Source organism: Ruegeria sp. BB9 (assembly GCF_056539345.1).
Window position 1 is genome coordinate 649,872 of the sequence record NZ_JBQFUU010000002.1, and the last position, 12,887, is coordinate 662,758.

A 12,887-nucleotide genomic window follows, 5' to 3' on the forward strand; every position below is an offset into this window, starting at 1 on the left:
CAGAGGGGCGGGATGCCGTGCCCCGGTACCGAGGTGAGCCCGAACATGTCGGGCGTGGGACCAGTGATGCGTGGTTCGCACCGGTAGTCCAGCCTGAATCCGCTGGCGCTAACGAAGAATCGTAGGTGTCGTAACGCACTGGAAAAAAACAAAAACTTGATTCTTTCTGGTTGGGTGGTTATATTCGGTGTGCCTCACGCAGGACCTTCAAATCCTGCCAGAAGCACTCACCGGGCCCGAGCGCCCAAAGGGAGCATCGAAAGAGGCAATGAACCGGATCGCTGGATCCGGGCAGTTGCTGTTCGTGCTCTCTCCGAATTCCCCGAAGCGGTCCATTCGATCCCCGGCTGTTGCGACAGCCCAGATGAATGGAGGCGCGCATGCGTACCCAATCCCAACCCCGCGATGCCGCAGCATCGACCGCCCCTGTCTGGATGGCCGAAAAGGTTGTGCAGACGCCGATTGCAGACCTCAAGCCTTACGCCAAGAACAATCGCGTTCACACGGTAAAGAGCATCGACAAGCTGAAAGCCTCGGTACGACAGTTCGGCTTCGTCACCCCGATCCTGGTCGACGGCGACGGCGTGATCATTGCCGGTCATGGCCGGTTCGAGGCAGCGAAGGCGCTTGGCCTCACCACGGTACCGACCGTGGTGGCCGGTCACCTGAGCCCGGCCGAGGTGCGCGCCCTGCGCATCGCCGACAATAGGCTCGCGGAACTGTCCGACTGGAACCAGGCGGCGCTGCAGATCGAGTTTGCCGAGCTGATGGACCTGAGCCTGGATGGCGAGCTGGAGTACGGTCTCGACATCACCGGCTTCGAGGTGGCGGAGATCGACCTCCTCATCAGCGGTGCCGGTGACACGGATGCGCGTCAGCCGGAAACCGTTGAAGAGCCGAACCCGGCAAAAGTCGCCATCACCCGGCCCGGCGACATCTGGCTGCTCGGGGATCACCGCATCCTCTGCGGCAATGCATTGGAAGCGGACGGCTATGCCTCTGTGCTGGATGGTGATGTGCCGCGCATGGTCTTCACCGACCCGCCCTACAATGTGCCGGTGCAGGGGCATGTGCGCTTGGGCAAGGATGGCAGCCACCGCGAGTTCGCCATGGCCTCGGGCGAGATGACCGACACGGAGTTCCGCAGCTTTCTCCAGACGTTCCTGACCCATGTCGTGGCCAATCTGCCTGCAGGCGGCATCGCCATGGTCTGCATGGACTGGCGCCACATCGAGGACCTGATCGCAATGGGTAAGGCCGGCGGTCTCGACCTCATCAATCTCTGCGTCTGGAACAAGACCAATGGCGGCATGGGCAGCCTCTACCGCTCCAAGCACGAGATGGTTTGCATCTTCAAGAAGCCGGGTGCGCGGCACATCAACAACGTGGAGCTGGGCAAGCATGGCCGCAACCGCACCAATGTCTGGGACTATGCCGGGGTCAACAGCTTCGGCAAGGGGCGCGAGGCCGATTTGGCCGATCACCCCACGGTCAAGCCGACGGCGCTGGTGGCGGACGCGATCATGGATGTGAGCCATCGTGGCGACGTAGTGCTCGATGCCTTCGGCGGCTCCGGCGCCACGCTGCTGGCGGCCGAGAAGACCGGGCGCCGGGCGCGGCTGATCGAGTTGGACCCGGCTTACGTCGATGTCGCCATCCGTCGCTGGCAGGAGATGACGGGTGAACAGGTCGTGCATGCGGTCACCGGCGAGACCTTTGACGGCCGGGCTGCTCAGGCAAATGCCGTCGCGAAAAAGGAGGTCCGCCATGTCTGATGACGAAAAGGACTACGAGGTGGGATATGGCAAGCCGCCGAAACAAACGCGGTTCAAGAAAGGCCAGTCGGGCAATCCGAAAGGGCGGCCGAAAGGTGCCAGGGGGTTGAGTGCCAGCCTCAAGCGGGAGCTTGAATCGAAAATCACGGTCCGCGAGGGCAACCGCGAGATCCGGATCACCAAGGCGGAAGCCATGGCCAAGCGGCTGACGGCCAGTGCCTTGAAGGGAGATTCGAAGGCGCTGTTGGCCCTTCTGAAGCTTGATGCGGACCTGTTTGGCGACAGCGAGGCTCACGATACTGAGGCTGGTCTCTCGGGCAGGCCCGAGCCGGTAGACTATGACATCCTCCGGGATTTCTTCTCCTCCCCGCAAGCGGGTCAAGAGGATGTCGAGGACCAGGAGGATGATTATGACGGTACCTGAACCGCGCACGGTTCGGCAGGCCGCCATCAATCTCTGCCGGGACAACTTCTTCCCGTTCGTGTGGAGGGTGTTCGACACCCTCCATCACGGGCCCAATGGTACGTTTGAGCCGGCTTGGCATGTGCGCGCGATGTGCCATGCTCTGGACGAAGTGCGCAGTGGCGAGAACAAGCGGCTGGTGATCAACATTCCGCCCCGCTGCCTGAAATCCGTAACCGTGGCGGTTTCCTACGTGGCCTTTCTGCTGGGACACCATCCGGGCGCCAAGATCATCGTGGCCAGCTATGGCCTTGATCTCGCCCGCAAGCATTCCGAGGATTGCCGGCGGGTCATGTCGTCGCGCTGGTACCGCGAGATGTTCCCCGGGACTCGGCTGGCGAAAAAGGGCAATACCGTGGAAGAAATCCGCACCACCGCGGGCGGCAGTCGCAAGGCGGTGTCCATCGGCAGTTCGGTGACCGGCCATGGCGCCGACTACATCATCATCGACGACCTGATGAAGGCCGGGGACGCCAATTCCGAGGCGGAACTGATCCGGGCGCAGGAGTTCATCGAAGGCACGTTGCTGTCTCGCTTCGACAATCCAGCGGAGGGCAGGGTGGTGATGATCGCCCAGCGGCTGCACGAGATGGACCCACCGGGCTACCTCCTTGACGAGGGCACCTACCGGCACCTGAACCTGCCGGCCATCGCGGAGGAGAACGAGGTCATACCGATCGGGCGCGGGCAAGTGCATCGGCGCAGGCCGGGGGACCTGCTGTTCCCGGCGAAGCTCGACCGGGAGACGCTCGATCGCATGCGCCGTGAAATGGGCACGGCGATCTTCAACTGCCAGTACCAGCAGAACCCGATCGCACCAGACGGATCTCTGCTGCGCTGGGAGTGGTTTGGCACCTTTGACGAGGTCCTGCCGCGGCACCACTATCACCTGGTCGTCCAGAGTTGGGATACCGGCACCTCGTCAGATCCGCGGTCGGACTATTCCGTCGGCACGACCTGGGGGTTCCTGCCGCCCCACTGGCATCTGCTCGATCTCTGGCGCGGGCAACTGGACTACCCCGAACTGAAATCGAAGGTGCTGACCTTGGTTGGGCAATGGGATCCCGAGACGGTTCTGATCGAGGATGCCGCGACCGGTCGGCCGTTGTTCCAGGAGTTATTCCAGGATGACAAGCGCTTCAACCGGGTGACCCCCGACAAGGACAAGGAGATCCGCTTCAACGCGGCCTGTGCCCCGGTGGAGGCGGGCAAGGTGTGTCTGCCGGCCGACTCCCCTTGGCTGGCAACCTTCAAGCGCGAGCTTCAGTCCTTCCCACGCGGACGGAACGATGACCAGGTCGACAGCTTCAGCCAGTTCCTAAACTGGTCAAAGGGCAACGGCTTCTATCGCGCCCTCGGTCGGGAACACCCGATCAACGTCGCGCGGCGTGAACAGAACCAAACGCGCGTGAGGCGGCGGTAACGCCGCCGTCCCGACAATTCGAATCCCTTCCGTTCCGCCACTTGCCCCCGAGAAAGCGTTCTCCCCATCCGGTTGCGGCCGGATTTTTCCGTTGTTTTAGAGGGTTATGCGGATGGGGCTGTTCACTTTGCCCGGCGTGAGGCGGCCGAGATCGGTCTCTCAGGGCCGATATTCTCTGAACCAATTGACTGCGCCGATTTGGTGAATTTTTTGCAAAGCACTGAAATCAAGCCATTATTTGGTAACGCAACCTAAACACTTCGATGTCGGATGCATTTGGCGAGATGGAACGGAACCCGAACCTTCGCATGCTATCATGCTTTGCTCCCGCCTGAGGACTCTCCGGCCTCAAGAAAAAGGCGTTTGATATCATCGACAGTGAAGGGCGGGTTTCTTCGATGGGCGACGGAATGGCAATTTGGACAGAGCGGAACGAGGTCCTCTTTCGGATTGATCACGTAATCTCTACCCAACTGGCTGACCGGCACGACGTGATGAACCTCGATGTACCCATCCACTTGAGGGCCGTATGTTCTTCCGAAATATATGCCGCACGCCAGGCACGCATTACCGCGTATCGCAAGCGCAGCAGCTCGGTTGCGCCTACGCCACGGCAGCGGGATGGCTTCCGTCCGTCAGGAGGTCTGCGATATCTCGTCATCGCGAACCCGGAAGAAGATCGCGTAAAGCGTGGGTACGACGATCAACGTCAGGATGGTTGCAAAGCTCAGGCCACAAATGATGACGACTGCCAGAGACTCGAAAAACGGATCCCAGAGCAGAGGCATGACGCCCAGAACCGTCGTCAGTACGCCAAGAGACACCGGGCGCACACGCGAAACGGCGGAATCCACGACTGCCTGAAGTCTGGGTTTGCCGTCTCCTATCTGGGTGTCGGTCTCGTCGATCAGAACGATGGCATTCTTAATCAACATACCCGTCAACGACAGCACGCCCAATATGGCCATGAACTCCAGCGGCGTCCTTGTAAGCGCCAGCCCCCAGACCACCCCGATCAGGGCCAGCGGTACGGTCAGCCAGATGATCAGGGGTTGGCGGAAGGCGTTGAACAGTATGACCACGACGATGATCATGGCGCCAAACCCCAACGGCATCGTCGATGCCAACCCATCGTTGGCGTCCTGCGAGTCACCGTACTCGCCGCGCCACTCAAGGGAATATCCGCTTGGCATCTCGATGTCCTCGACCAGAGGCCGGACCTTGGCGAAAAGATCGCCCGACAGTTCGTCAGGGGCGTTGTCCGCCTGGGCGGTGATAGAGAGCCGCCGGTCGATGCGGCGCAGATTTCCGGATTCGAAGACCAACTCGAAACGGGTCACGACCTGAGAGATCGGGATGTAGCCACCGGCTACCTGGCTGAAGACCTGGATGTTGCGCAAATCGCCGATATCATCGCGGGCGTCTTCAAACGGGCGCATGACAATGGCCAGCAGGTCATCGCCTTCCCTGTAGATGCCGATATCGGCCCCGTTCAGATGCGCATAGATCGCCCGGGAAATCTCGCCCTGGGTCAGCCCAAGGCGTCGGGCGTTTTCCGTGTTGATGATCGGGCGGATGACCTGCACCTGTTCGCGCCAGTCGTCCTTGATCGCGATGCCGCCCTGCTCGGAGAAGACCTTTTTGGCTTCTTCAGCGAGCGACCGCAGCACGACCGGATCGGTTCCGGTGAACCGGGCTTCGATCTTTGAACCTCCGCCGGGTCCAAGCACGAACTTCCAGACCTTCGAGTAGGCCTCGGGATAGGTATGATCGATCCACGCCTGTATCTGGGGCTGGAGGTCGTCGATCTGCCGGTAGTCTTCGACGTCGACCAGAATCTGGCCGTATGCCGTATTCGCATCCTCGCTGGTGTAGACCAGCATGAACCGTAGATGGCCGCCTCCGACCGACAGGTTGGTAGAGGTCACGCCATCCAGGCTGCGGATGTGCTGGTCGATTTCCTTCAGATCCTGGCTGGTTCTGGTGATGTCCGTCCCTTCAGGCAGGTTGTAGTCCACGACGAACTGCGCCCGGGTGCTGTTGGGGAAGAAACCCGGCGGTACGAGGGCTATACCGACCACGGCAGAGGCGAACAGCGCGACAACCAGCACGACCGTGATGTAGCGGGCCCGGATCGCCAGGGCCAGAACTGTCCGGTATCCGCGCAGGATGGCGTTCTCCTTCGGTGCCGCGGTTTCGCTGGGCTTCAGCAGAAGCGTGCAGAAATACGGGGTCAGCCAGATCGCGACCAGCCATGAGAACAACAACGAGATCGATATCGTCCAGAACAGGCTGCCTGCATACTCACCGGTGTTGTCCGGTGAAAAGCCGATGGGCGAAAACGCCAGAAGTCCCACGACGGTTCCGCCAAGCAGCGGCCATTTCGTCTGGTTGACCACCGCAATCGCCGCATCTTTCGTGTCTTCGCCTCGCTGCACGCGGACCAGGGTACCTTCGACGACGACAATTGCGTTGTCGACCAGCATGCCAAGCGCAATGATCAGCGCGCCAAGGGAAATCCGCTGCATGTCCAGGCCGTACAGGTACATGCCTGCCAAGGTGCCTGCGACGGTAACAAGCAGGATGCCCCCCATCAGGATCCCCGACCGCAACCCCATGAAGACGAGCAGCGTGCCGACGACGATGACAAGTGCCAGAACCACGTTCATCACGAAGTCGTCGACGGAATCCTTGACCGAAGCGGACTGGTCCGAGATCGGAAGAATTTCGATGCCGACCGGACGGGCGGATTCAAGCTCGGCAATACGTGCCTTCACGGCGTCGCCCATGTTCACGACATTGCCGCCAAGCGTGTTCGAGATGCCGATTCCGATGGCAGGCTGAGCGTCGCGAAAAAGCTGTCGACGGGGCGGATCAACATAGCCGCGCGACACCACGGCGATGTCCGAAAGCCGGAAAGACGCCCCTGTACCCGGCGCCGTGATGACAAGATCCTCGATCGACTGGATCGACTCCACGGCCGCCGTGGGGCGGATCTCGATCCTGCGGGAATCCGACTCGATGGAGCCACCGGGAATGACTAGGTTCTGCCCCTCCAGAACCTGCTGGATCTGCTGTGGTGTCAACCCGAGTTCGACCAGCCGGGCCGGTGAGTATTCTACATAGATGACCTCATCCTGTGTCCCGCTCAGCACGACCTTGGACACGCCCTCGACGGCGACCAGTTCCCGCTGAAGGTCCTTTGCGTAGTCGCGCAGTTCGGCAATGGTGTAGCCATCACCGACAATTGCGAAATACAGCGCGAACACATCGCCGAAGTCGTCGTAGACCTGAGTCGGAAGGGCGTTGGGCGGCAGATCTGGCTGCACGTCCAAGATTTTTGCGCGCATCTGCGCGAACCGTTCGTAGAGCGTGGGGAAGTCCGGTGTGGTCGGGATCGTGAATTCGACCGTAACGGTACTGACCCCCGGCGACGACACCGAGCGCACTTCTTTCACGCCCTGCAGTTCCTGCAATGCGTTTTCGACAACTTCGGTGACCTCTTCCGCCACTTCCTCGGCGGTTGCACCGGGATACGGGGTGATGATCTGCGCCTGCCGGATGATGAACTCGGGGTCCTCGAACCGAGGTAGGGTCATGTACGCGAAGTAACCGGCGATCAGGATAAGGATTGTGGACAGCGCCGAGATAACGCGCTTTTCGACTGCGAAACGGGCAAGATCCATGGCTTAGTCGCCGATCTTCGAAATGGGGCGGATCGCCATGCCTTCCTGAAGACCACTCAGTCCTGCGGTCACAACCACGGCCCCGGCCTCGAGCCCGGTATTGATGACGACGCCGCCTTCCGACACGTCGCCAAGCTCGACAGGCTGGCGTGACACCGTGTTGTCGCTGGTGTCGACGCGCCACACGAACGTGGATCCGTCCGGGCTGGAAGCCAGGGCGGAGAGCGGGACAGTCATTTGAGGCGCCTGCTGACGGTTGGCGCGCGAAATGACCCGCGCGACCATCCCCGGTAGGACGATCATCCCGTCAGGTGGCGTGACGGACAATCGACCCCGGTAGGTTTGGGTCGCGGCGTCTGCCTGAGTTGTGAACTCGACCAGTTCTGCAGGGACTTCGACGTCGGGCATCGACTCGAAGATGACGACGCTGGTGACGTTCTCTATGTCGAGACCCGACATGGCAATGATGTCCGCGCCCGGAAGATCGAAGCCGACTTCCACGGTCGAAAGGTTCTGAAGCAGGGCGATCGCCTCGCCTGCCTGAACGTTGCGGAAGTTCTCGACAAACCGGCTGGAAATGGTGCCGCTGAACGGTGCCCGCAACGTGGTGTCGGACAGGTTGTCTCGAGCGCTTTGAACCTGGGCTTCGAGCCCGCGCAACTGGGCTTCGGCAGCAAGAATTTCTTCGGGGCGTCCACCGCTGCGGCCAATGGCCAACTGTTCCTGCTGTGATCTGAGTTCCGCCTGAGCCACGCGATAGGCCGCCAACCGCTGTTCGAACTGCGAGGCCGGCGCGACGCCGCGTTCGACCAGTCGCTGAGTCCTTTCAAAATCATCCCGAGCCTGATCAAGCTGAGCTTGTGCCGCTGCAACGGCGGCTTCGAGGGCGGCGATCTCTTCGGGTCGGGCACCGACGCGAAGCACGATGAGTTGTGCCTTTGCCTGGTCCATCTGGCTTTCCAGCCGCCGCACCTCGGCCTCGAAATCGCGGGTATCCAACTTTGCGACGACGTTACCTTGCGCTATGCTCATGGAGGCCCTGATCGGCAATTCCACGATCCGCCCGCTGACCCGAAAGGACAGCTCCACCTCCTGAGAGGGGTACACTATCGCGGGATAGGAACGTTGATACAACGTGTCGGTTTCAACAACCGTGTACACCTTTGCCGGACGTGCCGAACCGGTGCTTTCCTGTGCTTCAAGCACTGAGCCCTGTGCGAAGAAAACCAGTGCAGAGAAGAGGCTTAAGCTTTTGATATGCATCGCAATCCCTCGATAAGACATCGGCGGAACCGCAAGCCGCATTTCCGTTTAGACCAACGTTTTCCATCCCAATCTGCCCGCGCAGACCATACTTGACAAGCGACGCTGAGCCAAAATGGCTCAGTGTCTCGCGCACCTTGTGACCGGACATAGTACCAAACATACTCATGTCCGCCGAGGCGACGCGATCCGAACTGCAAGACCAGTCCAAAGGCCTGGGGGAAGAGCCACCAAACTGGGGGCAGGGAGGCCTCAAGGCTTGGGTGTGCTGCGGGGCTTAGACCTCGGGATCGCAAGCTTTTTTGTTGTGTTTTGGCCTTTGGAGTAGAGCCCCTGCCTTGGAAACCGGTCGATAAAAACGAACTTGGCGCCGCGCCGTCCAGTTCTTTTGCTGACGCGGCAATAGCGCGTGCAGACGCGAGTGCGGAAAAGCTGATCGGAGTGATCAGGCTTGCCGCCGCGCTGATCATTGGGCTTACGATTGTTGTCCTGACGGTTTCGGCTGACATCCTTTCCGAGGGTGAAGCGGGCGATGTGCTGCTGGCCGCGTGGATCGTGTTTTCGTATTTTCTGATCGGTGTTGCGTCCATCTCGGTCGTGCAACTCGGCTACTACAGGCTTTGGATGTCCTGGGCCTTCGGTATCGCGGACATAAGCATAGTGCTGTGCAACCTGCATTTCGGCGCCAGGATTCACTCTGCCGGATCGGTCGTGGCCTTCGCGGCGCCAGCGACGTTCTTCCTGTTTGTCGTGCTGGTCTCGCAGCTGATCCGGATTCGACCGGTGTTGCAGGTGACATTGACGCTTTGCCTCGTGGCTGGTCTGTTTTTCGTCACTTTGGTGGGAATGGAAGACGGTCTGTCTGACGCGGACATCGTCTACCTCACCAAGAACCACTCCCCCATGAGCAATACGGTCCGGTTCCTTCTGGTCGTCCTGATCGGGGTCATCTGTATTCTTGTCGTATGGCGCGCCCGTAGGCTGGCCTATGCGGTGGCCCAACAGAGAGAGCGGGAGCGCAACGCGACGCGGTTTCTTTCCCCTGAACTGGCAGGAAACCTCAGCGACAGAAAACTGGACGAACTGCGTCAGGGAAGGGCGGTCCGGATCGTGGTCATGTTTGTCGATATCCGGGGGTTCACCGCTATATCCGAGGCCATTGGCGCCCATGCAACTACTGAACTGCTGACCGAGTTCAGGTCGCATATCGAGAGGGAGGTTACCGCGAACGACGGCGTCATCGACAAGTTCATCGGCGACGGCGCAATGATCGTGTTCGGCCTGAACGAGTCAATGGAGCGGGCAGCGCAGCACGCCCTGAAAGCTGCAGAAGGCATATCCGCCACGGTGTCACGATGGTCTGAAGAACGCGAAGGCGCCGGGCGAACCGAGATCAACGTTGTTATGTCCCTGCATGCCGGAACCGCTGTCGCAGGCGCGATTGGCGACGCGCACCACCTGGAGTTCGGGGTTTTTGGCAGCGTCGTGAACGAGGCTTCACGGATCGAGGCATTTGCCAAGCAGCGAAACCTGCAAGTGGCCGTGTCAGATGCGGTTCTGTCTGCGGCAGGAGCGGACGCCGCAGACTGGGTGGAGTTTCCCCCGGAGAACCTGCGAGGCCGAAGCGAGCCGATCAGGCTTTTTGGGTTGTCGAATGCAGAAATGCAGAAACGGGATCGGGCAAAGGCGTCCGGGCCCGAAATTTGATCGGCTTTCGGAATGGCCATAGTCTGCAAGCTACCGTAGACGAATACAGGACTAGAAAAGATGCACAAATGTCCCTGAACAAACAACTTGTGACCCTGCGGTCGGTTTTTGTCGCGATGGCGTCCATTCAGCTGGCGACGGCAGCCGCAGGCACGCTTGTGCCTCTTGCTTTTGCCCAGTCCGGCGCGTCGCAGGAAGCAGCTTCGTTTGCCGCGTCGGCCTACTCGGCCGGTTTTCTGGTCGGGTGTTTTGTCGTCGCCAAGTCGATCGCGGATATCGGGCACATTCGCGCATTTGCGGCGGGCGCAGCGATAACAACCGCCGCTATCCTGTTGTTTTCGCAGGTCGACAGTGTTTCGTTTCTCATTCTTCTGCGTTTCCTGATGGGGCTCGCCACGGCGGGCCTGTTTTCCATCGGGGATGCCTGGATCAACGAAACGGCCGAGAAGTCCTCGCGGGGCAGGGTGCTGGCCATCTACGCAATTGTTGTCGGCATTGTTTCGGTTCTCAGCCAGGCCGTTGTCATTCTCGTCCCGGAAGAAAGCGACGATGCCTTCGTTCTCGTGGCCTTGATCTACTGCTTCTCGACCGTGGTCATTGCCTCCACCCGAACGAACCCGCCAGACCCCGGATCCAAGGCCAAGGTTCGTGTCAGAGGGCTGTTACAGGACGCGCCTGCAGCTGTCTTCGGGGTGATCGCCATGGGAATGGTGTCCACCACGATCCTGAGTGTGGCGCCTTACAGCGCCTCTCAACTGGGCATCAAGGTCCACGACATTGCCTACATTATCGGCGCGATCTACCTGGGGAGGGTCCTGTTCCAGTACCCGCTTGGCAGCCTGTCTGACAAAGTGGACCGGCGTGTGGTGATCTTCATCACGTCATCCATATGCGCAGCGGTGCTGTTGGCCATGGCTCTCCTGGCCGACGCGCAGCCCGTTGAAATCGAGTTCGACTATCTTTCGCCGGGCTACCTTGTTCTGATGATCCTGATGGTTCTTCTCGGTGGCAGCCTTTTGACCATGTATTCTCTGCTGACAGCACACGCGATGGACAGAACGGTCCCGGTCTATGTTTCGGCCGCGGCGGTGACCATGCTGTTTGTCTGGACCTTGGGATCGATCGCGGGGCCCATAATCACAAGCGTCTTCACGGGTTTTTTTGGCGACAATGCAATGCACTGGGTGAACTTCGCGGTCATGTCCAGTTTCGTCGTCTACCTCGGGTTCCACATCCGGTCCTCCGAACCGGTGTCCCATGCCGAGCAGACCTCCCACACCGATCTCGTGCCGTCGAGCACCGAGATGGTGCCGTCAAAGAAGAGATGAGAATGCACCCCGAAACCCGGAAACTCCACCGGAGGCATAGATGAGAATTCTTGTCATCGTTCTTGTTTCCCTGATACTGTCCGCGTGCGGAACCACTATATCTCGAGATCCTGTCAGCATCAGAGAGCTTGAAGCCCCGCAGGTTCCAGGTATCAAAAATGCCCGCTTCTGGGCCGACGACACGCCACCCAACATCAACGAGCTTCTGACCGAACGGCAGCAGCAAGCGCGAGCGGCCGGACTGCCGGACCGGCATGCCGACCTTACACTGTCCGGCGGGGCAGAAAACGGCGCCTATGCTGCGGGTATCCTGACGGCGTGGAGCGAATCCGGAACCCGCCCGGTTTTCATGAACGTGACCGGGGTGTCTACGGGCGCCCTGGCCGCCCCATTCGCCTTTTTGGGGTCTGACTACGATGACGAACTCAAACGACTTTACGGCGGCCTGCCGCCGGAACAGATCTTTGAGCGCCGCCCGATCACCCAGATTTTTTCGAAGGCGTCCGTAAAAAGCTCGGGACCTCTTCGTCGGTTGCTGGAAGACTATGTCACCGACGAATTCCTGGAAAAAATCGCCGTGCAGCACCGCCGGGGTCGCCGCTTGGTGATCCAGACGGTCAGCCTGGACGCCCAACGCCCGGTGCTATGGGATCTTGGTCGAATTGCTGCCAGTGGCGCTCCGAACGCGCGGAAGGTATTTCAGGATGCGTTGATGGCATCCGCAGCGATGCCCGGCGTGTTTCCTCCGGTATTGATCGATGTCGAAACACCGTTGGGAATTCGTGACGAGCTTCATGTCGATGGTGGCGTAGTTTCGCAATCCATGTTTGTTCCCGGATGGCGCATTCCAAGCCGGTTTACCGAAGGGACCACTTTGTATGCAATCAGAAACGGCAAGATTGATCCCGAGGCCGAGATCACAAAGCCCGGTATCGCCGATATCTCGAAACGCTCGCTCGCCACTCTCATCAAGTATCAAGGCGCGGTCGATCTGGGCGTGGCCTACGCCATCGGGCAGCGCCAGGGCGTCAGGTACAATGCCACGTGGATCGGCCCGGATTTCAACGCGCCTTTGAATGAACCCTTCGATCCGGAATACATGCAGGCCTTGTTTGACTATGGCTACATGCGTTTCAAGTCTGGAACGGTTTGGAACAGAAAGCCACCTGGATGACGCCAGTGAACCTTAGAAAATGTTGGGCCGAAGCACCGTGAATCCCGAAGCCACCTTGGTCTTCGTTC

General features: G+C 60.0%; 9 protein-coding genes. 6 read left to right on the top strand and 3 right to left on the bottom strand.

Annotated features, from left to right (window positions below):
• Positions 1 to 380: 380 nt before the first annotated feature.
• From ACR0FC_RS10640 to terL, 3 genes are read left to right on the top strand one after another with little or no spacing between them, the layout of a single operon-like run.
• Positions 381 to 1,775 (top strand): site-specific DNA-methyltransferase, encoded by a 1,395-nt coding sequence (locus ACR0FC_RS10640; RefSeq protein ID WP_254437793.1) that lies wholly within the window; start codon positions 381 to 383, stop codon positions 1,773 to 1,775.
• Positions 1,768 to 2,199 (top strand): DUF5681 domain-containing protein, encoded by a 432-nt coding sequence (locus ACR0FC_RS10645; RefSeq protein ID WP_170340452.1) that lies wholly within the window; start codon positions 1,768 to 1,770, stop codon positions 2,197 to 2,199. Before ACR0FC_RS10640 ends, ACR0FC_RS10645 begins: the two co-directional genes overlap by 8 nt.
• Positions 2,186 to 3,661 (top strand): phage terminase large subunit, encoded by a 1,476-nt coding sequence (gene terL, locus ACR0FC_RS10650; protein WP_170340454.1) that lies wholly within the window; start codon positions 2,186 to 2,188, stop codon positions 3,659 to 3,661. The genes ACR0FC_RS10645 and terL overlap by 14 nt, the downstream gene beginning before the upstream one ends.
• A 314-nt stretch (positions 3,662 to 3,975) precedes the next feature.
• Here terL and ACR0FC_RS10655 read toward each other — a convergent pair whose 3' ends face one another.
• The 3 genes from ACR0FC_RS10655 to ACR0FC_RS10665 are packed head-to-tail and all read right to left on the bottom strand — an operon-like array spanning position 3,976 to position 8,610.
• Positions 3,976 to 4,284 carry an HNH endonuclease gene (locus tag ACR0FC_RS10655; protein WP_170340551.1) on the bottom strand — a complete coding sequence of 103 codons (309 nt, stop codon included), beginning with the start codon at positions 4,282 to 4,284 and terminating at the stop codon, positions 3,976 to 3,978.
• A 12-nt stretch (positions 4,285 to 4,296) separates the two neighbouring features.
• Entirely contained in the window at positions 4,297 to 7,347 is a 3,051-nt protein-coding gene (locus ACR0FC_RS10660) for an efflux RND transporter permease subunit (RefSeq protein WP_170340456.1), read from the bottom strand.
• Positions 7,348 to 7,350: 3 nt separating this feature from the next.
• Positions 7,351 to 8,610 carry an efflux RND transporter periplasmic adaptor subunit gene (locus ACR0FC_RS10665; protein ID WP_170340457.1) on the bottom strand — a complete coding sequence of 420 codons (1,260 nt, stop codon included), beginning with the start codon at positions 8,608 to 8,610 and terminating at the stop codon, positions 7,351 to 7,353.
• Between the two features lie 441 nt (positions 8,611 to 9,051).
• Here ACR0FC_RS10665 and ACR0FC_RS10670 point away from each other — a divergent pair, with 441 nt between their 5' ends.
• From ACR0FC_RS10670 to ACR0FC_RS10680, 3 genes are all read left to right on the top strand, one after another.
• Positions 9,052 to 10,317, top strand: a complete 1,266-nt coding sequence (locus ACR0FC_RS10670) for an adenylate/guanylate cyclase domain-containing protein (RefSeq protein ID WP_170340459.1) — start codon at positions 9,052 to 9,054, stop codon at positions 10,315 to 10,317.
• Positions 10,318 to 10,385: 68 nt separating this feature from the next.
• Positions 10,386 to 11,645: an MFS transporter gene (locus ACR0FC_RS10675; protein ID WP_170340461.1), complete on the top strand. Its 1,260-nt coding sequence runs from the start codon at positions 10,386 to 10,388 to the stop codon at positions 11,643 to 11,645.
• A 40-nt stretch (positions 11,646 to 11,685) separates the two neighbouring features.
• Positions 11,686 to 12,819: a patatin-like phospholipase family protein gene (locus ACR0FC_RS10680; protein ID WP_170340462.1), complete on the top strand. Its 1,134-nt coding sequence runs from the start codon at positions 11,686 to 11,688 to the stop codon at positions 12,817 to 12,819.
• Positions 12,820 to 12,887 lie beyond the last annotated feature (68 nt).